This is a genomic window from Bradyrhizobium sp. ma5 (assembly GCF_042258955.1).
Classification (GTDB): Bacteria; Pseudomonadota; Alphaproteobacteria; order Rhizobiales; family Xanthobacteraceae; genus Bradyrhizobium.
Window position 1 is genome coordinate 8,769,578 of record NZ_CP170156.1, and the last position, 24,601, is coordinate 8,794,178.

Annotated in this window: 20 protein-coding genes and 1 pseudogene; 8 read left to right on the forward strand and 13 right to left on the reverse strand. The window is 64.0% G+C overall.

Features of this window, described 5'->3' with window-relative positions:
- Positions 1–155: 155 nt before the first annotated feature.
- From ACE103_RS41445 to ACE103_RS41460, 4 genes are all read right to left on the reverse strand, one after another.
- On the reverse strand, positions 156–995 hold the full coding sequence (locus ACE103_RS41445; protein ID WP_092120354.1) for a M48 family metallopeptidase: 840 nt from the start codon (positions 993–995) through the stop codon (positions 156–158).
- A gap of 198 nt (positions 996–1,193) precedes the next feature.
- Entirely contained in the window at positions 1,194–2,522 is a 1,329-nt protein-coding gene (locus tag ACE103_RS41450; protein ID WP_223971907.1) for a polyhydroxyalkanoate depolymerase, read from the reverse strand.
- 128 nt (positions 2,523–2,650) lie between these two features.
- Entirely contained in the window at positions 2,651–3,475 is an 825-nt protein-coding gene (locus ACE103_RS41455; RefSeq protein WP_223971905.1) for an ABC transporter permease, read from the reverse strand.
- The gene (locus ACE103_RS41460) at positions 3,472–4,296 is read right to left on the reverse strand and encodes an ABC transporter ATP-binding protein (protein WP_375777645.1); all 825 of its coding nucleotides are present in this window, start codon (positions 4,294–4,296) and stop codon (positions 3,472–3,474) included. The genes ACE103_RS41455 and ACE103_RS41460 overlap by 4 nt, the downstream gene beginning before the upstream one ends.
- A gap of 105 nt (positions 4,297–4,401) precedes the next feature.
- Here ACE103_RS41460 and ACE103_RS41465 point away from each other — a divergent pair, with 105 nt between their 5' ends.
- Positions 4,402–5,721, forward strand: coding sequence for an ActS/PrrB/RegB family redox-sensitive histidine kinase (locus ACE103_RS41465; protein ID WP_223971900.1), 1,320 nt, complete (start codon positions 4,402–4,404; stop codon positions 5,719–5,721).
- Between the two features lie 134 nt (positions 5,722–5,855).
- Entirely contained in the window at positions 5,856–6,410 is a 555-nt protein-coding gene (locus ACE103_RS41470; protein ID WP_092120369.1) for an ActR/PrrA/RegA family redox response regulator transcription factor, read from the forward strand.
- 214 nt (positions 6,411–6,624) lie between these two features.
- Here the strand turns inward: ACE103_RS41470 and ACE103_RS41475 are convergent, their stop codons facing one another.
- Entirely contained in the window at positions 6,625–7,110 is a 486-nt protein-coding gene (locus ACE103_RS41475; protein ID WP_375777646.1) for an MmcB family DNA repair protein, read from the reverse strand.
- A 130-nt stretch (positions 7,111–7,240) separates the two neighbouring features.
- Between ACE103_RS41475 and ACE103_RS41480 the strand changes: the two genes are divergently transcribed.
- Positions 7,241–8,932: an alpha-amylase family protein gene (locus ACE103_RS41480; protein ID WP_375777647.1), complete on the forward strand. Its 1,692-nt coding sequence runs from the start codon at positions 7,241–7,243 to the stop codon at positions 8,930–8,932.
- On the opposite strand, the gene ACE103_RS41485 is transcribed toward ACE103_RS41480, so the two are convergent.
- Both ACE103_RS41485 and ACE103_RS41490 read right to left on the reverse strand, forming a co-directional pair.
- Complete coding sequence (locus ACE103_RS41485) at positions 8,929–10,536, reverse strand: alpha-amylase family glycosyl hydrolase (RefSeq protein WP_375777648.1); 1,608 nt, start codon at positions 10,534–10,536, stop codon at positions 8,929–8,931. The two genes, ACE103_RS41480 and ACE103_RS41485, sit on opposite strands and share 4 nt — an antisense overlap.
- 106 nt (positions 10,537–10,642) lie before the next feature.
- On the reverse strand, positions 10,643–11,455 hold the full coding sequence (locus ACE103_RS41490; RefSeq protein WP_223971890.1) for an RMD1 family protein: 813 nt from the start codon (positions 11,453–11,455) through the stop codon (positions 10,643–10,645).
- Positions 11,456–11,629: 174 nt separating this feature from the next.
- Between ACE103_RS41490 and ACE103_RS41495 the strand changes: the two genes are divergently transcribed.
- Complete coding sequence (locus ACE103_RS41495; protein ID WP_375777649.1) at positions 11,630–12,298, forward strand: MBL fold metallo-hydrolase; 669 nt, start codon at positions 11,630–11,632, stop codon at positions 12,296–12,298.
- Positions 12,299–12,413: 115 nt separating this feature from the next.
- On the opposite strand, the gene ACE103_RS41500 is transcribed toward ACE103_RS41495, so the two are convergent.
- Together ACE103_RS41500 and ACE103_RS41505 are read right to left on the reverse strand one after the other, a co-directional pair.
- Positions 12,414–13,595: a PHB depolymerase family esterase gene (locus ACE103_RS41500; RefSeq protein ID WP_375777650.1), complete on the reverse strand. Its 1,182-nt coding sequence runs from the start codon at positions 13,593–13,595 to the stop codon at positions 12,414–12,416.
- Positions 13,596–13,821: 226 nt separating this feature from the next.
- Positions 13,822–15,228, reverse strand: coding sequence for an MFS transporter (locus ACE103_RS41505; protein WP_375777651.1), 1,407 nt, complete (start codon positions 15,226–15,228; stop codon positions 13,822–13,824).
- Between the two features lie 269 nt (positions 15,229–15,497).
- On the opposite strand from ACE103_RS41505, the gene ACE103_RS41510 reads away from it, so the two are divergent.
- On the forward strand, positions 15,498–16,739 hold the full coding sequence (locus ACE103_RS41510; protein ID WP_223971882.1) for an LLM class flavin-dependent oxidoreductase: 1,242 nt from the start codon (positions 15,498–15,500) through the stop codon (positions 16,737–16,739).
- 320 nt (positions 16,740–17,059) lie between these two features.
- Here the strand turns inward: ACE103_RS41510 and ACE103_RS41515 are convergent, their stop codons facing one another.
- A complete protein-coding gene (locus ACE103_RS41515) occupies positions 17,060–18,079 on the reverse strand; it encodes an adenylate/guanylate cyclase domain-containing protein (protein WP_375777652.1) in 1,020 nt (339 codons plus the stop codon).
- A gap of 147 nt (positions 18,080–18,226) precedes the next feature.
- Positions 18,227–19,069 (reverse strand): SDR family NAD(P)-dependent oxidoreductase, encoded by an 843-nt coding sequence (locus ACE103_RS41520; RefSeq protein ID WP_375777653.1) that lies wholly within the window; start codon positions 19,067–19,069, stop codon positions 18,227–18,229.
- 178 nt (positions 19,070–19,247) lie between these two features.
- Between ACE103_RS41520 and ACE103_RS41525 the strand changes: the two genes are divergently transcribed.
- Positions 19,248–20,210, forward strand: a complete 963-nt coding sequence (locus ACE103_RS41525; protein WP_375777654.1) for a sensor histidine kinase — start codon at positions 19,248–19,250, stop codon at positions 20,208–20,210.
- Positions 20,211–20,423: 213 nt separating this feature from the next.
- Positions 20,424–22,196, forward strand: coding sequence for a putative bifunctional diguanylate cyclase/phosphodiesterase (locus tag ACE103_RS41530; RefSeq protein WP_375777655.1), 1,773 nt, complete (start codon positions 20,424–20,426; stop codon positions 22,194–22,196).
- A gap of 446 nt (positions 22,197–22,642) precedes the next feature.
- On the opposite strand, the gene ACE103_RS41535 is transcribed toward ACE103_RS41530, so the two are convergent.
- Positions 22,643–23,281, reverse strand: a complete 639-nt coding sequence (locus tag ACE103_RS41535; RefSeq protein WP_375777656.1) for a carboxymuconolactone decarboxylase family protein — start codon at positions 23,279–23,281, stop codon at positions 22,643–22,645.
- Between the two features lie 169 nt (positions 23,282–23,450).
- Here ACE103_RS41535 and ACE103_RS41540 point away from each other — a divergent pair.
- Positions 23,451–23,856, forward strand: a pseudogene (locus ACE103_RS41540) (YccF domain-containing protein).
- 33 nt (positions 23,857–23,889) lie between these two features.
- Here ACE103_RS41540 and ACE103_RS41545 read toward each other — a convergent pair.
- Positions 23,890–24,564 carry a CerR family C-terminal domain-containing protein gene (locus ACE103_RS41545; RefSeq protein ID WP_375777657.1) on the reverse strand — a complete coding sequence of 225 codons (675 nt, stop codon included), beginning with the start codon at positions 24,562–24,564 and terminating at the stop codon, positions 23,890–23,892.
- Positions 24,565–24,601 lie beyond the last annotated feature (37 nt).

Here is a 24,601-nt window from a genome sequence, read left to right on the forward strand (position 1 = left end):
GGCCGAAGGTCGCGCCGCAACTCCAACTGTCATCCCCCGCGAATGCGGGGGGATCCAGTACGCCGCGGCTTGTCAGTTGAACACGAATGCCTCTGGAATACTGGATCGCCCGCTTTCGCGGACGATGACAGCAGAGGCCGGGGCGAAGAGCTCGCCTACTCCTGAATCCCGTAGCGGTGCAGGTCGTTGCCGTAGGTGTCGAGCCAGTTCTTGGCGCGCGTGACCGACGCGCAGACCTTGTCGACCACCCGCCAGAACCGCGCAGAGTGATTCATCTCGACCAGATGCGCGACCTCATGGGCGGCGAGGTAATCGAGCACGAAGGGCGGCGCCAGGATCAGCCGCCACGAGAACGACAGCGAACCCGCCGAGGTGCACGAGCCCCAGCGGCTGGACTGGTCGCGGATCGAAATCCGCCGCACCCGCACGCCGAGTTCCGCGGCGTGCAGCTGCGCCGCCTTCTGCAGATCCTTGCGCGCCTCGCGCTTGAGGAAGTCATGCACCCGGCGATCCATGTGCTCGACGCCGCCGGCGACGCAAATGATCTTCTCGCCGCTGTCGCGCGTCTCGGTCCAGACGGTGCCGCGTTCGCCCGAGCGGTGCACCAGCCGATGCGGTACGCCGCGCAACGGCACCACGGTGCCGGGCTGGAACGGCGCCGCCTTCGGCAAACGGCCAAGACGGGCGGCAATCCAGCCGCCATGGATATTGGCGAACTCCTTGGCTTCCACGATCGTGCCGCGCGGCGGCATCGTCAGGATCGCTTCGCGGTCGGTTGGGTGAATCCTGAGCGTATAGCGGCGCGCGCGCCGATGCCGGCGCAGCCTGACAGTGAAGAACTGGGAGCCGTGTCTGACCAATACGGTCGCGGGTTCGGCAGGCCGCCGATAGAGGAGCGCGCGAGTAGCCATTTCTGAGAGTCCGGGGAGCAGGAGTTCGCCCGAACTTTGCCATATCCGCCGCCAGGGAAAGCGCTCGGCGCAAAAACAAATCATTTGCCCAATATACAGGGGTTGGCCGTTAATTGACCTCTACCGGCAGGGGGCGGAACCGGATTTTTTCTGATGAATCTGAGTCACGAAAAAGGCCCAAGGGATGAAATTAAATTCACCACTTGAGCCTTGGCCGATTTGAGATTCTTTTAGTTAAATCAGTGACTTGCGCGACTGCGATAATCGCGGCCGGGGTGATACCTATTCGGCCGCGGCGACCAGCGAAAGCCGCGTATTGGCCGCCGAAACCATGAAATCGGAGATCCGCGGCACGATTTCGGAGCGGAACCGCGAGCCGTTGAACACGCCGTAGTGGCCGACGCCCTTCTGCACGTAGTGCACGCGGCGATGGTTCGGAATCGCGGTGCAGAGCGCGTGCGTTGCCTCGGTCTGGCCGAGACCGGAGATGTCGTCCTTCTCGCCTTCGACCGTCATCAGCGCGACGCGGCGGATCTTCGACGGATCGACCGGATTGCCGCGATGGGTCATCTCGCCCTTCGGCAGCGCGTGCTTGACGAAGACGAGGTCGACGGTCTGCAGGTAATACTCGGCGGTGAGGTCCATCACCGCGAGATATTCGTCGTAGAACTCACGGTGCTTGTCGACGAGATCGCCGTCACCCTTCACCAGATTGGCAAACAGCGCCTTGTGCGCGTCCATGTGCCGATCCAGGTTCATGCTGATGAAGCCGTTGAGCTGCAGGAAGCCCGGATAGACGTCGCGCATCACGCCCGGATGCGGGAACGGCACCTTGGTGATGACATTGTTGCGGAACCACTCGATGCCGCGCTCTTCCGCGAGGTTGTTGACCGCGGTCGGATTGCGCCTTGTGTCGATCGGACCGCCCATCAGCGTCATCGACAGCGGCACGAACGGGTCGTTGCTGGCTTCCATCACCGAAACAGCTGCCACAACAGGCACAGAAGGCTGGCACACCGCGACGATGTGCATGTTGCCGCCGAGCGCGTGCAGCATCTCGATCAGGTAATCGACGTAATCCTCGAGATCGAACCGCCCGGCCGCGAGCGGCACCATGCGCGCATCGGCCCAGTCGGTGATGTAGACTTCATGGGTCGGCAGGAACGCTTCGACCGTGCCACGCAGCAGCGTCGCATAATGGCCCGACATCGGCGCCACGATCAGCACGCGCGGCTGCGGCGAGCGCAGCGGACGCGTCAGCTTGCGATCGAAATGCAGCAGGCGGCAGAACGGCTTTTCCCAGACCGTGCGAACCTCGACCGCCGTGCGGATACCGTTGACCTCGGTCGTCGGCAGGTTCCATTCGGGCTTGCCGTAGCGGCGCGTGGTGCGCTCGAACAATTCGCAGCCGGCGGCGATCGACTTGCCGAACTCGGTGTGCGTCCACGGATTGAGCGGGTTCTGAAACAGGATCTTGGTGGCGTCGGTCACGGCGCGTACCGGATTGAGCGACGCATGCGCCATCTCGTACATCCAGTACATCGGCGTCGTGAGTGCCGGGCTGCCTTCCGCCGCTAGTGGCGGGGCACCGCCAAATTCACCGATGGGCATAGTATTTTCAGACCCCTGTTTTGCGCCGCAGCATACTGACCAATGCGTAACAATGCGTCAATGCGCCGCGAGCCGAATCTGGGGGCGATATCGGGCTAAAACACCGAGAATCCACGGGAAAGTGACATTTATTCACCACCCCCGAGCAGCGATCCGTTGCGTTTGGCGCTCTGCAAAAGGGCAAGGAAGACCGCAAAAGAGGCAGTGAACAGGATGGCGTTGATGACCAGCGCCCAGGCCATCAGGTCGGCGCGGAAGACGTGATCGATCAGCAGCGACCGCATGCCTTCGAACACGTAGGTCGGCGGCAACGTCCAGGCGACATATTGCAGCCAGCTCGGCAGCACCTCGACCGGATAGTAGATGCAGGCGAGCGGCATCACCGCGAACATCAGCGTCCAGACGATGCTTTCCGCTCCTAACCCGTTGCGCAGCACAAGGCCCGAGGCGAACACGCCGACCGACCAGCTCGTGAAGATCAGATTGCAGAAGAACGCGATCAGCGGCAGCCCGATGGCGTAGAAATTGAAGCCGAAGAAGAACAGCGCCAGCAGCGTCATCGGGATCACGCCGATGGCGAGCCGGATCAGGCTCATGATCATCAGCGAGAGCAGGAATTCGATCGGCTTCAGCGGGCTCATCATCAGGTTGCCGAGATTGCGCGCCCACATCTCTTCCAGGAACGAGATGGAGAAGCCGAGCTGGCCGCGAAACAGGATGTCCCACAGGATCACGGCGCCGATCAGCGTACCGCCCGCCTTGGCGAAGAAGCCGGACGCCTGCGAGATGTAATTCTGCAGGAAGCCCCAGGTGATGATCTGCAAGGCCGGCCAGTAGACCAGTTCCAGCAGCCTCGGCCATGACGACATCAGCAGATACCAATAGCGCAGCACCATCGCGTTGATGCGTTGCAGTGAAATGCCGCGCGGCTGATGGCTGACGATCTCGCTCATGATGTGCCCTCCGGCGCGCCCTCCCGAAGGCGGCCGCGCGCCACGTCGAGGAACACCTCTTCCAGCGTGTCGCGGTTGTAGCGCGCCATGATCCCCTCGGGGCTGTCATCATCCTCGATCTTGCCGCGCTTCATGATGATGACGCGGTCGCAGAGGCGCTCGACCTCCAGCATGTTGTGCGAGGCCAGCAGGATGGTCGCGTTATGGGTCTTGCGGTAGGTCTCGAGATGCTGCCGCACCCAGTCGGCCGTATCCGGGTCGAGCGAGGCGGTCGGCTCGTCGAGCAGCAGCAGGTCCGGCTCGTTGATCAGCGCCTTCGCCAACGCGACGCGGGTCTTCTGCCCGGCGGAGAGCTTGCCGTTGGAACGGTCCAAAAATTCCTTCAGATCGAGATCGGCCGCGAGCTGGTCGATCCGCTCGCGCAGATGCTTCACGGCATAGAGGCGGCCGAAGATGGTCAGGTTCTGCCGCACCGTGAGCCGCATCGGCATGTCGACATAGGGGCTCTCGAAATTCATCCGGCCGAGCACCTCATAGCGCTGCTCGGGAATTTTCGCGCCGAGCACCGCGACGCTGCCCGAGGTCGGCAGCACCAGCCCCATGATCATCGCGATCGTCGTGGTCTTGCCGGCGCCGTTGCCGCCGAGCAGGCCGGTGATGCTGCCGCGCGCGATACGGAAGGAGATATCGTCGACCGCACGGGTGGTCTTGTAGACCTTGACCAGATGCGCAACGTCGATCGCGGCCGACCCGCCCTGATCGGCCGCGGGCGGCTGATCGGCCGCAGGCGCTTGCGCCTGACCTGTCCCGCGCTGTTGCATATGGCCGTCATTGGGGCATTGCGACAATAAGCGCAAGGCTTGCCCGGCGTGCTTGCGCTAAGTCGCGAATTTGTGCGCCGCCCACGGCACAGCTAAAGTCCAGAGATGACCGACTTCGCTTCCGATTTCCGCCAACCCCGCCGCTATGTCCGCCTGGATACGATCCTGCGGCTGCGCTGGCTCGCTGCGCTCGGCCAGCTTGTCGCGATCTTCATCGTGGCCCAGGGACTGGAATTCGACGTTCCGATCGTCCCCTGCGTCATCATCGTGACGTTCTCGGCGCTGCTCAATCTGGCCCTGCAGATCGCGTTCAACCCGATGCAGCGGCTGGAGCCAGTCTATGCCGCGGCCCTGCTCGCGTTCAACATCGTCGAGCTCGGCGGTCTGCTGTACTTCACCGGGGGCTTGCAGAATCCGTTCTCGTTCCTGTTCCTGGCACCGGTGCTGATCTCGGCCACCGTGCTGCCGATCCGGCTGACGATCGCGCTCGGCTGCCTTGCGGTCGCCTGCGCCTCGGCGCTGTTCTTCTACCATCTTCCGCTGCCCTGGGACGGCGACGATCCGCTGGTGCTGCCGCCGATCTATCTGATCGGCGTCTGGCTCTCGATCCTGCTCGCGATCGGCGTCACCAGCCTTTACGCATTCCAGGTGACGGAGGAGGCGCGCCAGCTCTCCGATGCGCTTGCCGCAACCGAGCTGATCTTGACGCGCGAGCAGCATCTGACCCAGCTCGACGGCCTCGCCGCCGCCGCCGCGCATGAACTCGGCACGCCGCTGTCGACGATCTTCCTGATCTCGCGCGAGCTCGAGAAGACGGTGCACGACCCGGCGATTACCGACGACCTCAAGACGGTGCGCGAGCAGGCGCAGCGCTGCCGCGACATCCTGAGCAAGATTGCGCAATTGTCATCAAGCGGCGCGCCGTTCGACACCATGAAGCTGTCGACCTTGATCGAGGAGGCGGTGGCGCCGCATCGTGATTTCGGCATCAACATCAAGGTGCGGCTTGCTGTCGCAGCAACGCGTGAACCGGTCGCCGCGCGCAATCCCGCGATCCTTTATGGCGTCGGAAACATTTTGGAAAATGCGGTCGATTTCGCGCACCAGACGGTCGAGGTGAATGCGTGGTGGAACGCCGAAACCATCGAAATCGTCGTCTCCGACGACGGCCCCGGCATCGCGCCTGACATGCTGAAACGGATCGGCGAGCCGTATTTGTCGCGCCGCCGCGGCGCAGATGAGGCCCAAAATGCCCGTGGCGGCCTGGGCTTGGGCGTTTTCATCGCAAGAACGCTGCTGGAACGCACCGGAGCCAAGGTGTCGTTTACCAATCGCACCTTCCCCGATCACGGCGCCGTGGTGCAGATCGTCTGGCCCCGCGAGCGCTTCGAGGAAGCCGCGCCGACCGATGAAACCGAAGCCTGAGAACGATTCTTAATCGCACCTCTGGCATACCGGATGCAGCACTCTTTCCGGAATGGCACGCGACTTTCGGCTGCCTTGGCAGCGCCGCAGTAGGACCCCATATATTAGATGTCTGCCACAGGGAAAAATGGACCGTGAACGCCATCACTGAACTGAATGACCATGCCGACCGCTCGCTCCTCATCGTCGAGGACGACAAGCCGTTCCTGGAACGCCTGTCGCGCGCGATGGAGACGCGCGGTTTCGCAGTGAAGTCATGCGACACGGTGTCTGATGGTCTCGCCGAGATCGGCCGTTCCGCACCCGCTTTCGCGGTCGTCGACCTCCGCCTCGGCGACGGCAACGGCCTCGACGTCGTCTCGGCGTTGAAGCGCAAGCGCCCCGAGGCGCGCGCGATCGTGCTGACCGGCTATGGCAACATCGCCACCGCCGTGACCGCGGTGAAGATGGGCGCCGTCGACTATCTGTCGAAACCCGCCGACGCCGATGACGTCGTCGCTGCGTTGCTCGCAACGGGCACCGAGAAGTCCGAGCTGCCGGCCAATCCGATGTCGGCGGACCGCGTGCGCTGGGAACACATCCAACGCATCTACGAGATGTGCAACCGCAACGTCTCGGAGACCGCGCGCCGCCTCAACATGCACCGCCGCACGTTGCAGCGTATCCTCGCCAAGCGCGCGCCGCGCTAAGCGATCGCATCACTTTTGTTTTGACGATGGCCGGGCTCGTCCCGGCCATTTGCTTTTGTCGTTTCGTAGGATGGGTAGAGCGCTATCACCGTCACCCTGAGGAGCGCGCGCTTGCGCGCGTCTCGAAGGGTCGACGGCCACTAGCCGGGCCGTGCATCCTTCGAGACGCCGCTTCGCGGCTCCTCAGGATGACGGGTCAACATCGCGCCCTTGCCTAAAGCTCCTCATGCCCTTGCGGATCGATCAGGCGATTGATCCGCTGCGCTGCCGCCATCGCAAAGCGCACCGTCATCGCCTTGCGGGTGGCCGCCGGCAGCCGATGCTCCGGCGCCTCGCAGTGAAGGTGTGCCCCATAGGCGTCGGCGATGATCAGGCCGGTGTCGACCGGGAAAATCTCGCACGGCAGATCTTGCGTGAAGGCGAAGAACAGCCGGTCGCAATGCATCCGGTAGTCCTGCCATTTCTGGTCGGCACGCAGATCCTCGAGCGATGACTTGATCTCGACGATCCAGATCTCGCCGCGCTCGTTCAGCGCGACCAGATCCGCCCGGCGGCCGGACGGCAGCGGCAATTCGCTGATGCAGGAAAATCCCAGCGACCTCAGAAGTCTCGCGGTGCCGCGCGCGATCGCAAGCGCGGTCTCCGACTGGCGTCGGTCGGGCGCGGGCACAAGCGCGATCTGGCGGGCGGGCGATTCCATCGCTCAAGGATAGCCGATTCCGCGAGAGCATGATCCGGAAAAGTGGGACGGCGCTCCGGGCAGGAACCCGCCGCCGCCTCGCCGCTTATCCCATGGCCGCCACCATGGGCGGACCGATGAGGGCTGCCTGGTGATCGACGACCTCTGGTACAAGAATGGCGTGATCTACTGCCTGTCCGTCGGCACCTACATGGATGCCAGCGGCGACGGCATCGGCGATTTCAGAGGCCTGCTGCGGCGCTTGGACTATCTGCACGGGCTCGGCATCACCGCGATCTGGCTGATGCCGTTTCAGCCTTCACCCTGCAGGGACGACGGCTACGACATTTCGGACTATTACGGCGTCGATCCGCGCTACGGCACGCTGGGCGATTTCGTCGAATTCACCCATGGCTGCCGGCAACGCGGCATCCGCGTGATCATCGATCTCGTCGTCAATCACACGTCGGACCAGCACGCCTGGTTCAAATCCGCACGCAGCTCGAAGGACTCGCCCTTTCGCGACTGGTACGTCTGGTCGGACAAGAAGCCCGCCAATGCCAACACGGGCATGGTGTTTCCCGGGGTCCAGAAATCGACCTGGACGCGCGACAAGCAGGCAGGCGCCTGGTACTTTCATCGCTTCTACGATTTCCAGCCGGACCTCAACACGTCGAACCCGCACGTACAGGCCGAAATCCTCAAGATCATGGGATTCTGGATACAGCTCGGCGTCTCGGGATTCCGCATGGATGCGGTGCCCTTCGTGATCGCAACCAAGGGCGCCTCCGTGCGCAAGCCGGTCGAGCAATACGACATGCTGCGATCGTTCCGCGAATTCCTGCAATGGCGCCAGGGCAACGCGATCATCCTCGCCGAAGCCAATGTCTTGCCCGAAACAGACATGGAGTATTTCGGGCGCGACGGCGACCGCATGCAGATGATGTTCAATTTCCACGTCAATCAGCATCTGTTTTACGCGCTGGCGTCAGCCGATTCGAAGCCATTGGCGAAAGCCTTGACGGCGACCAAGCCACGGCCCGCGACCGCGCAATGGGGCCTGTTCCTGCGCAATCACGATGAACTCGACCTCGGCCGCCTCACCAAGGCGCAGCGTGAGGCGGTGTTCAAGGCATTCGGTCCCGACAAGAGCATGCAGCTCTACAATCGCGGCATCCGTCGGCGCCTTGCGCCGATGCTGGGCGGCGACCGGCGGCGCCTGGAGCTCGCCTATAGCTTGATGTGCACGCTGCCCGGCACGCCCGTGATCCGCTACGGCGATGAGCTCGGCATGGGCGATGATCTCGACCTGCCCGAGCGCACTTGCGCCCGCACGCCGATGCAATGGTCGACCGAACCGCACGGCGGCTTTACCGAGAGCGATCGGCCATGCGTACCCGTGATCGAAAAGGGACCCTACGGCTATGAGCACGTCAACGCCGCCAAGCAGCGGCGCGACCCCAATTCGATGTTGAACTGGACCGAGCGCATCATTCGTATGCGCAAGGAAGTCCCCGAGGTCGGCTGGGGGGATTTCAAGATCATTGCAACCCGAAATCCTGCCGTCCTGATCATGCGCTACGACTGGCGCAACAACTCGGTGCTGTTCGTACACAATTTCGCGGAAAAGCTGCTCGAGATATCGTTCGACGTTGGGCTGCCCGACGACGCCGGCAATCACCTCGTCAACCTTCTGACCGAGGATCACAGCCGCGCCGACGATGGCGGCCGTCACAAGTTTCTGATCGAGGCCTATGGCTATCGCTGGTACAGGGTCGGCGGGCTCGACTACCTGCTCAAGCGCAGCGATATCGATACCAACGAGCCCCGCAAGCCCCGTTAGTCGCCATGAGGCGGACCGAGAATCACGCCTTCATTGCCGCGCAGGTCGAGGACGCCTTCGACCTTCTCGCTCTGCCGGTCCATGAAGGTCGAGAGCAGAACTTCGTTGCTGAAACCAATGGCGCTGGAAGAGACCGACGCGGGGGCGGCGCCGAAATTCAGCGCGATCACGACCACGCCCTCGGCGCTGCGCCGTCTGTAGAGCAGAACGTCGCCGTGCGCCGTCGCCGGCTCATAGCTGCCATGGACCAGCTGCGGCAGCTTTCGCCGCAACGCGATCAGCGCCTTGTAGAGGTTGAGGATCGACGCCCGCTCCGCCTCGAGGCTTGCGACATTATCGCTCGCAAAATCCTGCGCGAGCGGCAGCCACGGCCTGACCGTCGAGAAGCTGGCATAACGCTCGGCACTCCATTGCATCGGCGTGCGGCAGCCATCGCGACCGACGCCGATATCAGGCACGTTCTTCTCGAAGGGATCGCGCACCTCGCTAGGGGCGATCGCAACCTGACGCATCCCGATTTCGTCGCCGTAATACAGCGTCGGCGTGCCGCGCAGCGTCAGCAGCAGCATCGCGGCGACCGGCGCCTGCGCGGGCCCCACCCGGCTCGCCACCCGCGGCCGGTCATGATTGCCGAGCACCCAGTTCGGCCACGCGCCCGGCGGCAGCGCCTTTTCGTAGTCGGCGATGATCATCTCGACCGAGCGCGCGCTCCACAAGGTCGACAGCAGCGCGAAATTGAACGGCATCTGCGCGCCGCGCAGATCGTTGCCGTAATAGGCGACCAGCCGGTGCAGCGGCAGATAGATCTCGCCGATCAGCACGCGGTTGTCGAACTCCTCGGTGACGCGGCGCATCTCGGTGATGACCGCATGGACTTCGAGCTGATCGGTCGAATATTGCGTCAGCACCTTCTCGTGCGGCGGTCGTCCTTCGCGATAATGCGGGTTCGGCGGATTGTCGCGGAATTCGGCATCCTTGATCAGGTGCCAGATCACGTCGACACGAAAGCCGTCGACGCCCTTGCGCAGCCAGAAGCGCATCGCGTCATAGATCGCGTCCCGGACCTCGCGATTGCGCCAGTTCAGATCAGGCTGCTGCGCGAGGAAGGCGTGATAGTAATATTGGCCGGAGGCCTCGTCATACGCCCAGGCGCTGCCGCCGAACTCCGACAGCCAGTTGTTGGGTGGACCGCCATCCGGCGCCGGGTCGCGCCAGATGTACCAGTCGCGCTTCGGGCTATCGCGCGAGCTCTTCGCCTCGATGAACCAGGGATGCTGATCCGATGTGTGGTTCGGCACCAAATCGAGGATCAGCTTGAGGCCGGAATCGTGCGCAGTCGCGACCAGCGCATCGAAATCCTCCATCGTCCCGAACAGCGGGTCGATGCCGGTGTAGTCGGAGATGTCGTAACCGAAATCGGCCATCGGCGACGGGAAGATCGGCGACAGCCAGACCGCGTCGACGCCAAGCCGCGTCAGATAGGGCAGCCGCGCGATGATCCCTCTGAGATCGCCGACGCCATCGCCGTCGCTATCCCCGAACGAGCGCGGATAGACCTGATAGAAGATGCCACGCCGCCACCAGTCCCTGTCGTCCCGATCCATCCCGTCCCCCAAGCTCGCAGCCCGGTCCAGGCCGCCCCGCGCCCCGGGGCGGTCTGTTGGTTCAGGGATGACGCACAATTCGGGACGGAAAAATGGCTGCAATGCGTCAGTGGCGGGCGATCGCGAGCTGATAGATCGTGATCAGCACCTCGAACAGGATCAGGAAGACGATGATCAGCTCCAGCCGCAGCGAGCGGCTGGTGTCGATGATGTCGGTCAGCACCTGCGCGGTCTCGGCCACGACAGCGAGCTTGCGGTTCAGCGATTCCGCGCGCTCCTTCAATTCGTACTCGTCCTCGAGCCGGGCATAGAGCCGCTCGAGATGCGGCTTGTCCCAGAGGATGTCGGGCTTCTCCGACACTTCGACCGGGCCGGCCACGCGATGCCGCACCAACAGCGCGTTGCCGATGTGCTTGAGGATCGCGACCCGGCCGCCTCGGACCTGGCCACCCTTGGCGAGCTCGCGCGCCAGCGGCTCGGTGGTGTCGAAGACCGCCCGGACCTCGCGCTCATGCCGCGCCAGCACCACGCTTTTCGCCAGCGCCTCGCCGACCAGGATCAGCCGCTCCGGCGACAGGCTTTGCAGATAGATCGGACCGCCCGGCGGAATCTGGTCTTCCCTGTCAGTCGCGACCTCGATGATCGCGATTTCCTCCTCGCGCCGTGTGAACAGACCGGTCATGCGCGACTGCAGGCTGCGCAGGAATTCATCCTCCTCCAGCGCGTTGAGACCGATCAGAACGACAACGCCGTAGCGGAACAGGATCGCCACACCATTGTCATTGACGCGAAACGCCAGCGGCGTCGTGGCCAGCACGTCGCCGCGCTCGAGGCCGGACGTGTTGATGCGGTCCGCGACGAAGAAGGCGCGGGCGGTGGTCCGGGGTCCGCCGAGCGGTGAGTTGGGGGCCTGGGTCATCAAGTTCCGGACTGCGAGGACTTAACGCATGATCGAGAGCACCATATACCGGCCTGCTCACGAACCTGTTCTGCTGGAGGCGACCTTATCACGGTCCGTTTTGGGATCACACGCCGGGGCAGGTGCATTTCCCGTGCGTGTTGACGGCATTTCCCGGTAGCCTATGGTGCGCCCATGAACGAGACAACCGACACCAAACCGAAGGCCGGCGCAATCATCGTGCCGGTGACGCTGTTCGAGCAGAACTGCACCATCATCTGGCACGAGCCGACCAAGAAGGCCGTGGTGATCGACCCCGGCGGCGACGTGGCGAAGATCCAGGCAGCGATCAAGCAGACCGGCGTGACGGTCGAGAAGATCTGGCTGACCCACGGCCATATCGATCATGTCGGCGGCGCCGCCGAATTGCGCGATGCGCTGCAGGTCAAGATTGAGGGCCCGCATATCGCGGACAAATATCTGCTCGACAACGTGGTCTCGAGCGGCGAGCGCTTCGGCATGACCGGGGTGCGCAATTTCGGGCCGGACCGCTGGCTCGACGAGGGCGATCAAGTCTCGATCGGCGACCTCACCTTCGACATCCTGCACTGCCCCGGCCATTCACCTGGCAGTGTGGTGTTCTTCAACAACGAGCTGCGCTTCGCTCATGTCGGCGACGTGCTGTTCGCCGGCTCGGTCGGGCGTACCGACCTGCCCGGCGGCAGCCATCCGGAACTGATCAAGTCGATCAAGGATAAGCTGCTGCCGCTCGGCGACGACGTCGGCTTCATCTGCGGCCACGGCGCCGGATCGAGCATCGGCCAGGAGCGGATGACGAACCCGTTCCTGACCGGCGAGATGTAGAGCGTTTTCGAGCGAAGTGGAAACCGGTTAGCGTGAAGAAAACGCGTCAAAACAAGAATCTGGAGGTTCGGTTCTGATTCAATCAGAACCGAACCTCTAGCTACTTCATCCGCCGTTACTTCATCAGGCCTGCGGCGGTCAGCGCCCGCGTGATGACGCCGCCGACGTCGACACCCTTGCTCCGTCGCTTGCGCGGCCGGTCGCTCTTGCGGCCGGATGCGGGCTCAGGCTCGGGCTCGGCCGCAGGCACCGGGATCGTCATCGAGATCGTGTCGGCGCGCTCGCGCGGGATTCCGGTCGGCGCGATATGCGGCTGACGGACCTCGTCGGTCAGGCCGAAGAAGCTCGCGATGTGATACGACGAGGAGATTCCGGCCTCGATCAGGAACGCGCCCTCCACGCCATAGCGCTCGTCATTGTCGGCCAACCCGAGCGGCGTCCCATGCGCCATGTCGGTGATGCTGAACGATTCGACCAGCGTTTCGCCGTCGGCATTCCACCAGACCTCGCGCGGATAGCCGTCGACATCCGCCTTCGACATCGCAGCCGGCGGCAGGCCGTGAACATCGAGCCACTGCCGGACGATCGCATCGGCATTGCCGGGATGCACGGTGCGGTCGGCGCTGCCGTGCCACACCGAAATCCTCGGCCAGGCGCCGTCATGCGTGGACGCGTTGCGGACCAGACCGCCGAGCTCGGGCGCGGACAGTGCGCTCGCATGCATCATCGCATTGAGCGCCTCGCGCAGATCGGTGGCGACGCCGAACGGCAGGCCGGCAATGATGGCGCCCGCCGCGAACACATCCGGGTAGGTCGCGAGCATGACCGAGGCCATCGCGCCGCCGGCGGACAGTCCCGTCACATAGATGCGCTGCGGATCGATCTGATGCGCGCCGACCATCTGCGCGATCATCTGCCGGATCGAACAGGCTTCACCCTGCCCGCGCGCGATGTCCTGCGGATTGAACCAGTTGAAGCAGGTGTTGCCGTTGTTGATCGCCTGCTGCTCGGGCATCAGCAGCGCAAAGCCGTAGTGCTTCGCCAATGTCGACCAGCCGGCGCCGAGATCATAGGACGCAGCCGTCTGGCCGCAGCCATGCAGCACCACGACGAGCGCGGGCGACCGCGCAAGCTGCGCGGGCACGAACGAGAACATCTTCAGATCGCCGGGGTTGACGCCGAATTCGGTCGTCTCGACGAGCGGCGTCGGCACGGCCGGCGCAAGCGCGCCGAGACCGCTGAACGCGTTCATCTTGGGCAGATGACGCAAGAATTCGACGTTGTTGACCAGGGACAACCGCAACTCCTGAGGTGATTCATTCTTCTGTGTCACCCGATCAGATAATTGCTGCACTGCAAAATGAAAAGGCCGTGCGCTGTCTTTCCCTGCGGAAATGTGAGAATCGGCGTTAACGCGTGATCGCGCGGCGGGCTGGTCGAAACAGTTGCCTTAGCACCTTGTTTGGGCATCAACTTTGTTTGGGCATCAACTTTTCAAGAATGCGCGCCAGATTCCTGCGGATTCACGCTGTGGCGCGGCGCATCCATGACAGAAATGCGGCTGAAATAATGATCGACAGCACAAACAATGCGCATGCCGCATACAGCGCCAGATGCGCTGACGTCGCACTCTCAACGGCGAAGAACACCGCGCCGATCGCTGCGACGCCGGCCGCGTTGCCGATCTGCGTCGTCGTGCCATACATGCCGGAGCCGGCGCCGGCGCTCGCAGGCTTCACGCTCGACAGCACCGCGCTCGACAGCGGCGCCATCACCAGACCCTGGCCGTAGCCGAAGATCACAAGCACCAGTGCGAGCAGCAGTGCCGATGGCGCTGCGATCGCCTGAACCGTCACGACCAGCACACCGAGTCCGACGACCTGCAGCGCGCAGCCCTCGATCAGCACCAGCGTGCCGCGATGCCTCGCACGCATGCCGCTGTGCCGCGAGGCGATCACGAAGGTCAGCGCCAGCGGCACGAACACGAGCCCTGCTTGCAACGGCGGGATCTGCAAGCCCTTCTGCATGAACATGGTCATGATCAGATAGAAGGACAGGTTCGCAAAGAAGAAGAAAAACACCGCGACCAGGCCGCGCATGAAGGCGCGATCCGACAGCAGCGACAGATCGATCAGCGGCATGCCGCCGCGGCGCGCGACGCGGCGCTCGAGCCTCACGAAGGCCGCAATGATCGCAACACCTGCGGCCATCACCAGCCACACCCACGCCGTCCAGTCGAGATCGTGACCGAACAGCAGCGGCCCGATCAGGCACAGCAGGCCCACAAACAGCACGATCGCGCCCGGGATATCGAGCCGCGTGCCGGATCGGCGCGGCACCGTCGGCATGATCTTCAGCGCGGCCGCGATGATGATGACGCCGAACGGCACGTTGACGAAGAACACCGCGCGCCAGCCGAGGCCGGCGAGATCGAGCGTCACCAGCACACCGCCGAGCATGAAGCCGGCCGCGCCGGCGAGCCCCAGCACGATGCCGTAGATGCCGAAGGCCCGAGCGCGGGCGGCATCGGAGAACAGCAGATGCAGCGTCGCGAGCACCTGCGGTACCATCAGCGCCGCCGTCGCGCCCTGCGCCAGCCGGGCGATGATCAGCTCGGGTCCGGATTGCGCGAGACCGCACCACAGCGAGGTCACCGAAAAGCCCGCGACGCCGGCGATGAACACGTTCCTTGTGCCATGGATGTCGCCGAGCCGGCCGCCGGTGACCACCAGCGTGGCATAGGCGATCAGATAGATCGCGATCACGGCCTCGATCTGCGCCGGCGACGCGTGCAGCTCCGCCGCGATCGTCGGGATCGCGACGTTGACGATGAAGGCATCGACGCCGAACATGAACTGCGCCGACACCACGATCGCAAGCACCCACCAGCGGCGGGAGGTCTCCGCGCGCGTCGAAACGATCTGGTGCATGCCCTGTCCTGCCCGAAATGACGTCGTGACCGACATCAGCAGATTCCCGTCATCGCTTCGATTACCTGCGAGGTAGGCCTGGGATCACGGACGCGCGAACCGGCGCCAATTTGCGTTGATGCGCTGGGAAACATTCCGGAGGGCGGCAATCGCCGCCGATTCGCGCAACAACCATGCGGGCGCCGCAACCCCGGAGCATTGCCTTGCCCCGGGCCACCCCGTAGGTTGGCGGAAAGCCCCCGATAACAATCATCCGGAGAGAACGACCAATGGCGCGCCTCAAGTTCGGAGCCTTCCTCGCCCCGCATCACCCGATCGGCGAGCATCCGATGCTGCAATTCCGCCGCGACCTCGATTTCGTCGAGCAGCTCGACGCGCTCGGTTACGACGAATTCTGGTGCGGCGAGCACCATTCCTCAGGCTGGGAGACGATCGCCTCGCCGGAAATGTTCCTGGCCGCAGCCGGCGAGCGCACCAAGCGCATCAAGCTCGGCACCGGCGTGATCTCGCTGCCCTATCACCATCCCTTCAACGTCGCGCAGCGCATGGTGCAGCTCGACCACATGACCGGCGGCCGCGCCATCTTCGGCTCCGGCCCCGGCGCGCTCGCCTCCGACGCGCATACGCTCGGCATCGACCCGATGACCCAGCGCGACCGCCAGGACGAGGCGATCGCGGTGATCCGCCGCCTGTTCAACGGCGAGCGCGTCACCGCCAAGACCGACTGGTTCGAGATGCACGACGCCGCGTTGCAGATCCTGCCGTTGCAGGAGGACATGCCGTTCGTGGTGGCCTCGCAGATCTCGCCGTCGGGCATGACGCTCGCCGGCAAGTACGGCATCGGCATCATCTCGCTGGGCTCGATGTCGACCCAGGGCCTGATGGCGCTGCCGCAGCAATGGCAATTCGCCGAGGACGCCGCCGCGAAGGCGGGCACCACGGTGAGCCGCGCCAACTGGCGCGTGCTGCTGTCCTGGCACATTGCCGAGACCCGCGAGCAGGCGCGGCGCGAGGCCGGCGCCGGGCTGCTGCGCTGGCACAACGAATATAACGTCGGCACCTTGATGCGGCCGGGCCTGACCGCGTTCGCCTCGCCGGATGAAGCCGTCGACAAGACCGCGTTCGTCGAAGGTGCTGCCTCCACCATCGGCACGCCGGATGATCTGATCAAGATGATCAAGAACCTGGTCGACGTCTCCGGCGGCGTCGGCTCGATCATCGGCTTCGCCCATGACTGGGCCAATCCCGAAAACACCCGCCGCAGCTGGGACATGGTCGCGCGCTACGTCGTGCCGGAGATCAACGGCTATATCGACGGCCTGCGCAAGTCGCGCCAGTTCGTGATCGACAACCGCGCGGTGTTCGAACGTGCCGGCCAGGCCGTCATGGCCAAGATCATGCAGAACGACAAGGCCGCCGCAGCGCTCCAGCAAACCGGCACAGGCCGCGTCGCGATCCCGGCCGTGAATGCGCCCGATCTCGCGAAGGAAGCGGCGAAGCAGAAGGTGTGAGGACAGGATCGTCCTGCGGCGTGAGCATCGCGCAGTTGTCGTAACCGCGAAAGCTGGAATCGATGTCGCGCCGCATCCATCGCTGTCGTCCCGGCGAAGGCCGGGACCCATACGCCGCGGCGGATGTCGTGAACGGGACTCGTCGTTCCAACGTAGCGCAGCAACCGGCATTCGTGGTTATGGGTCCCGGCCTACGCCGGGACGACAGTGAATGTGTGGCGCGGTTTGTGAGTCAAACATCTGCGTTCTCGCGACACGATTTGCCCGAGCTTTGCTCTTCGTTCCGCCCTCCTCTGTCGCAGCGCGCGAATCCAGACGCGTTACGCCACCGCCCCGATCCCGACGACGTCGATGCCGTCGACGCGGCCGCGGATCGGAAGCCGGCCGAGATCGTTCACCGGAAACGGCGGCGGCGCGGCAAAGCGCGCCATCGCAGTCCGTGAAGCGAGAAAGCCGCCGTCGACCTTGCGGCTCAGCTCCTCCAGTCGTGCCGCGGTGTTCATGACATCGCCGTTGAACACGATGGCCGGCTTGATGTCGCCGATCTCACCAACGATCACCGGCCCGAAATGCAGGCTGCCCCGGATCTGCGGGGCCGCGCCGAACTCGCGCTCGAACTGCGGCGCCGCCTTCTGCAGCGCTGCGCGCATCGCCACGAAGCAGCGCAGCGACCGGCAGTCGATCGCTCCCACGCGTTCCTGCCAGGTCACGATGATTTCGTCGCCGACATAGTTCAGCACCTCACCGCGATAATCCACGACAGATTCCGTGAGCAAACGAAAGGTCCGGTCGAGAAAGCGGTGAATGCCGATGCCGCCGAGCCGTTCGGCAAGCCCGGTCGACCCCGCTATGTCGACGAACAGCACGAAGCGGTTCTCCTCGACCGGCGAGTGATAGCGGCCGGAGACGAAGTTCATGAAGACGCGCGGGCCGATCAGATTGGCGATGCTGAAGCCCAGGTTCAGCAGCACCGAGACCGCGGCGGAATAGGCGATGCTGACGCCGAAATCCGCGATCGAGGTCTGCAGCCGAAACCCGGCAACTCGTTCGCCGACCTGGAGCAATTGTATGACGATGATGATGACGGCGTAGATCGTGCTGCGTACGGCAAGAAGCCCGACGAAGGACAGGCGATTGAGCCGTTCCATCATCGGGCCCTGAAGGATGAATAGTTCGACCCCTCCGATCGCCACACAGGTGACGAAGGCATAAGCGAATCCCGCAACCAGCGGCCCAAGCGTGTGACGGCCCTGCACGAGATTGATTCCGATGCTCGCCACCGCGCCCGCAACAATGACGGCGACGAGATAGCGCAGCCGGCGTTCAAGCTGCGCATTCATGCGAAACGCGGCCAACAGCAGATCGCAACTCCGTATGCCATCGTGTGCTCCCCCCGCGTCATTGCGAGGAGCGAAGCGACGAAGCAATCCACTTCCCGGCCGGCGGCACGATGGATTGCTTCGCTTCGCTCGCAATGACCGATGCTACTACCCCGCTCCCTGATCGAACGCCTTGCGCAGCGCGACGTAGCCCGCCTGCTGCTGGCTCCAGTTGCGGCCGCCGGTCATGGCGCCGTCGACGACGAGGTCATGGCCGTTGATGAAGCTCGATTCGTCGCTCGCCAGGAACACCGCGGCATGCGCGATATCGTCGGGCAGGCCCGCGCGCGGGATCGGCTGCGCCGCCTTGTAGACCTCGCGCATCACGGCCGGGGTCTGCTCGGCGGCTTCGGTCGACAACCCCAGCGCCTTGCCGAAAATGCCGGTGGCGATCGCGCCGGGCGAGATCGAGTTGACGCGAATGCCGGCCTCACCGAGCTCCATCGCCACGCATTTGGTGAAATGAATCACGGCGGCCTTCGCAGCGCCGTAGACCATCGACGAGGAGAAGCCCGCAAGCCGGCCGGCGATGCTGCCATTGTTGATGATGCTGCCGGATCCCTGTTGGCGCATGATGGGCGCAACATGCTTCATGCCGAGCATGACGCTGCGCACCAGGGTCGCCATCGCCGTGTCGAACCGCTCGACGTCGAGGCCCTCGATGCCGCCAGTCTGCGCCGGGCCGCCGGCATTGTTGAACAGGCAGTCGATCCGGCCGAACTTCTCCACCGCGAGCGCGATCAGCGCCTGCATCTGCTCCTCGACCGTGACGTCGGTCTGGCGAAAGATGCAGTTGCCGCCGAGCCGGTGCGCCAGTGCGTCGCCCTCCGGCGCGCGGCGCCCGGCGATCACGATCCTCGCGCCCTCCGCGACAAAGATCTCGGCCGTGCGCAATCCGATGCCGCTGGTCGCGCCTGTGATGATCGCGACCTTGCCGTCCAGCCGTCCCATGCCGGTCCCCCTTTTAGCGTTTGATGTTGCGGATATTCCCCAGCCGCTCCCGCCAACGCAAGCGCAGGCGCGGTTAACGGCCGGCGAGGTCCATCTGTGGCCAGAAGGCCACAACTGCGGTTTTTCGGTCGCAGCGGCCTTATTTTGGGTCGCCTGTTCACGTGAACTGGAGCGACCGATGGCGAAGTGGATCGACGATTTCAGAGCGAGTTGGCGGGGCGATACGCAGCCATCGCTGCGCCTTGCGGTGGCCTTCGCCGTGCTGTGTCTCGTTTTGGCCACGGCCGCGCGGTTCGGGCTCGCCCAGATCAGGCCAGACGTGTTCTTCACGCCCTATTTCCCGGCGGTATTTTTCGCCACCGCCCTTGGCGGCTTCCGGATCGGGATCGCGACCGCGCTGGCCAGCGGCCTGCTCGGCGTCCTGCTCAATTTCAGCAGCGCGCACGCCGACCCGGCGCGCTTTGCGCTGCTGATGATCTTCTGGGTGGTATGCGGCATCGCGATCTGGGGGGTGGAGCGCTACCGTTCCCTGGTCGCGCAGCAGCGCGAGGTTTCCAAGCGTCTGATTGAGGAGGAGCAGTACCGCAAGATCGTGGTCGACGAATTGCAGCACCGGCTGAAGAACAAATCCTCGACCATTCACGCCGTGCTGCATCAGGCGCTGCAGGACCGGCCCGACGTCTGGCAGCGCATCGACCATCGCATCCGCGCGCTCGCGGCGACCGACGATCTGATCGCGCGGGTCGACGGCTATGGCTGCGATATCAAGGATTTGCTGCGCTCGGAGCTCGGCCCCTACGGCCATGTGCGGTTCAATCTCAATGGCGAGCAATTGTTCCTGCCCGCCAAGCTCGCCGTCTCGCTGGCGCTGATCTTCCATGAGCTCGCAACCAATGCCGGAAAGTACGGCGCCTTCTCCTCGCCGCGCGGATTTCTCCAGGTGTCATGGTCGGTGGACGATGGGCGTCTCAACGTGATCTGGGACGAAACCGAGGGACCGGTGGTCGAGGTCATCGGCGAAGCCGGCTTCGGCACCAAGCTGTTGAAGTCGGCGCTGCGGCCGTTCGACGGCAAGACCGAGATCAGCTACCTGAAGACCGGCGTTCACTGCATCATGCAGTGCAATCTTCCCAACTGTTGATAAGCCTGCTTTTCGGCACATCTGCTTTATTTGCGCGTGCCGATGCAACCGCGCGCTGCGCAATCGCTTTCACCGGCGGCCGATGCCGACATTGATACTCTGTTAATGACGATTGCCGCGACGGCTTGCGAAAGCAGCCCGGGTCTCTTTCTGTCACGGCATTTCGCAAGTCCGCTTAACCAAAACTACAACGGACTTTGCCAAGGTCGGCACATGCATAGTTTCACCAAAAACGATTTTCAGACGGGCACGGCAGCGACCGGCCAGGACGATATTTCCAGCAATGAATTGCGCATCTTGCGCGATCTTCTCCAGCTGCTGCCGGCCGGCGTCACCGTCCAGGACGAGCAGGGCCAGTTCATCCTGGTGAACGAAGCGGCGGCGAGCCAGTTGCAGCTGGCGGCCGGTGCGAGCCAGCCATCGCCGGTCGACGAGCGCCATGCCGCCAATCTGGACCTGTTGCGCAGCGGCCGTCCGGTGGTGATCGAGGAAGTCCTCGCCTGCGGCGCATCCAAATACGTGTTCCTCACCGCGCACCGGCCGGTGCAGATCGCCGGGCGCAATCTCCTGATTTCGACCTCGACCGACATCAGCGAGCAGAAGGCATTCGAGGACCAGCTGTTTCGCTCGGCCTACTACGATGAACTGACCGGCCTGCCGACCCGGCGGGTGATCGAGCATCGCGTCAACGGCCTGATCCGCGACTCCTCGCAGAGCCAATTCGCGCTCGCCTTCCTCGACGTCGACAACTTCAAGCACATCAACGACTATTACGGCCACGCGATCGGCGACGCACTGCTGGTCGAACTATCCAAGCGGCTCGGCCACGCGCTGCGCGAGACCGATATCCTGTCCCGGATCTCCGGCGACGAGTTTCTGCTGCTGCTGAACCCGATCAGCGGCAATGACGAGGTTGCCGAATTCATCCATGTCATGCAGGAGCGGCTGAAGGCGCCGTTCTTCATCGAGGACTCCGAGATCTTCGCCTCGACCTCGATCGGCGTCAGCCTCTACCCGGTGCATGGCCGGGGCTACGAGGCGCTGCGCCAGAACGCCGACATCGCGATGTACCGCGTCAAGAACAACGGCAAGGGCTCGATCGCGTTCTTCGACAACAGCATGGAGCGCGAGGCGCTGGCGCGGATGAAGATCGAGCAGTCGCTGCGGCTGGCGATCCTGGAAAAGCGCTTCTGCTGCGCCTTCCAGCCCAAGGTCGATATCCGCACCCTGGAGGTCAAGGGCATCGAAGCTCTGGTGCGGCTGCGCGACGACGAGGGCGTGATCCAGGCGCCGGGCACTTTTATCGACCTCGCGGTGGAGCTCGGCCTGATCGACGAGCTGACATTTCTGGTGCTGGCGGAGATCGTCAAGTCGATCGACCTGATCAACGACACGTTCGGCCCCACGGCGACGATCAGCATCAATGTCGCCGCCAAGCAGGCCTCCAACCTCGAGTTCATGCGCCGCTTCGCGAGCGCGATCGAGGAGACCGGCTTCCCGAAACGCTTCATGATCGAGGTGACCGAGGACGCGTTCGTGACCCGGTCGCATTTCCAGGACCAGATCCTGCCGATCCTGCGCGGCATCGGCGTCGGCATCTCGATCGACGATTTCGGCATCGGCTATTCGTCGCTGTCGGCCCTCGCCGACATCACCGCCGACGAGATCAAGATCGACCGCTCCTTCATCACCGACATCCATCAGCGGCCGCGCAGCCAGGGCATCCTGCGCGCGATCGAATCGCTGAGCGAGGCGCTCGGCATGACCGTGATTGCCGAGGGCATCGAATCCTACGAGGAGCTGACCTATCTGCAGGCGGCGACCAAGATCCGCTACGCCCAGGGCTTCTACTTCGCCAAGCCGATCTTCCTCGAGGATTTGAAGCCGGCGACGCCGGTCGCCAGCGAGACCCGCGCCAGTATGGCGGCGCGCCCGGCCCAGGAAGGCCGCCAGAGCTACTCCCGCGCCAGCGGATTTCGGCGCTGACGCGAGTCAGAGGGCAATCGCGACGGGACTGCACGCCCTCTCCCGCAACTGACGTGTCCATATCGTCATGGCCGGGCCATGGATCGAGGCCGACAACCGGATGCGATGGCTTGCCCGGGGGCGCGCTGCCAAAACATCGAAAACAACCCCATGCAACGTAGCCGGCGACTGCCGGTATTCGACGCGGCGGACCTTGTTGAAGGGACCCGTCGTTCCAGCATCACCACGCGGTGTCATCACCCGCGCATGCGGGTGATCCAGCATTCCAGAGGCAGCAGTGCTTGAGCCGAGAGGCCGCGGCGTACCGGATCGCCCGGTCCATGTGCGCAATTGCGCACAGGCCGGGCGATGACGACGGGGGACAATGATATAGCCCCATAGACTCTTATGCGATTGCCCTACCCGCAAGCGGACGAGGTAGGATAGCGAGACAGCTGCGGACGCAGCTACTTCTCCAGCACCGGGAGCGGCGGCACGCTGTCATTGGCGGAGCCGGCCTGCATCGTGATCAGCGTCATCGAGACCAAATCGTAGTAGCCCATGATGCCGATGATATCCATGATGCCGCGCTCGCCGAATTTCTCCTGCGCGGCCTTGTAGACGGCGTCGCTGACATTCCTGTCGCGATAGAGCGCGATGCCGAGATCGTAGAGCGCGGCCTCGTCGTCCTTCATGCCGTCGGGCCGCGTGCCCTTGGCGATCGCATCCGCGATCTTGGGATCGAGCCCACCCTTCATCGCCAGCGGGTAGTGCGCGGACCATTCATATTGCGCGGTCCAGTGCCGCGCCGTGATCAGGATCGCCATTTCGCTCAGCCGCGGCGGCAGCGAGGTGTTCCAGCGCAGATAGTCCGACAGGTTCGACAGCTTCGGCGCCAGGTCGGGATTGCGGATATAGGCGCGGTAAGGCGGCACGGTGAATTTGGCATTGCGCGGCGGCGCGCTGATCAGGTCGGCCCAGGCCTTTTGCGGCGGCGACAGTTCCTCGGCCTTGAGCGGCGCGAAACGCACGGCGTCTTCGCTGCGCGCGGCCTGCACTGAAAATGCCAGTGCGGCCAGAATAGTTGCCCCAAGTAATTTTCTCATTGTTGCTCTCCCTTTCCGATGCAGGCTTCTCGGGTCCTGCGCGGCGGCGCGAGCTTAGTCGCGATCAAAAGAGATGCAACGAGGTCGGCGCGCGTTTGGGCCGCACCTACCGCCGCAGCCGACATCAGTCTATATTGAGGGCGTCCGAAGCGGCGCGAAGGTGTCAGCCATGCAGCCTGTGTCTATCCTCCTCAATATCCTCTGGATCCTGATCGGCGGCGCGTGGATGGCGTTCGGCTGGCTGATCGCCGCCGTCATCATGGCGGTCACCATTATCGGGCTGCCCTGGGCGCGCGCGGCGTTCAACATCGCGGTCTACACGCTGCTGCCGTTCGGCTCGCGTGCGGTACGGCGCGATGAAGTCACCGGCATGTCCGATATCGGAACCGGACCGCTCGGCGTAATCGGCAATCTGATCTGGTTCATCCTGGCCGGCTGGTGGCTTGCGATCGGCCATCTGATCACCGCGATCCTGCTTGCGGTGACCATCAATCGGCATCCCCTTCGCCTGGGCGCATCTCAAGCTTGCCGGCATCGCGCTGTGGCCGATCGGCAAGGTGATCGTGCCGGCGTAAGGCGCAGTCTGGAGGCGGATCGCGAGGCGCTCGTCAGCGCGCCAGCGCGTCGACCTGCGCTTCGAGCGCTTCGATCACCATCGTCAGCGAGGCCGCCTTGCCCATCGTCCGCGAAATGATCGGCGCGCCGGATTGGAAACCGGTCAGCCCGGCAATCATCATCACGGCGCGGACACGCGCCTGCGCCGTCGTCAATCGCGCGCTGGACGCTGCGATGATCAGCTGGGCCACGAGCTCGATTCCCGGCCGCCACAGCCCGGCATAGAGAACCTCGAACGCCCGGCCGGGATCCGCCAGCTCGCGCTGGACGAACAAGCGATTCTGCTCGCTCGCCGATGTCAGAAGGAACCGCGCCAGCGCCGTGAGCAGCAGCTTCAACTGCGCGCGGGCGCCGTCCGGATCGGGTGGTCCCTCTAGCGATGCGAGAGCGGCCTCGCCGACCGCTGCCATGCTCTCGCGATAGCGCGCCAGGATTTCATGGGCGCAGGCGAGATAGAGGCCTTCCTTGTTGCCGAAATAATAGTTGAGCGCGGGCAGATTGATGCCCGCCTCCTCGGCGATCTGGCGGGTCGTCACCCGCGCAAAGCCGCTGTTGCCAAACGCTAAGAGTGCGGCGTTGAGGATGCGGTCGCGGGTCTCGTCACCCTTCTTGTAGGGGGTCGTGGCCGATCGCGTCGGCGGCGGGAGGGGGCTGTTTCGTGCGCTCATCGGAAAATCATATCACACGATATTATTTATTGTATTT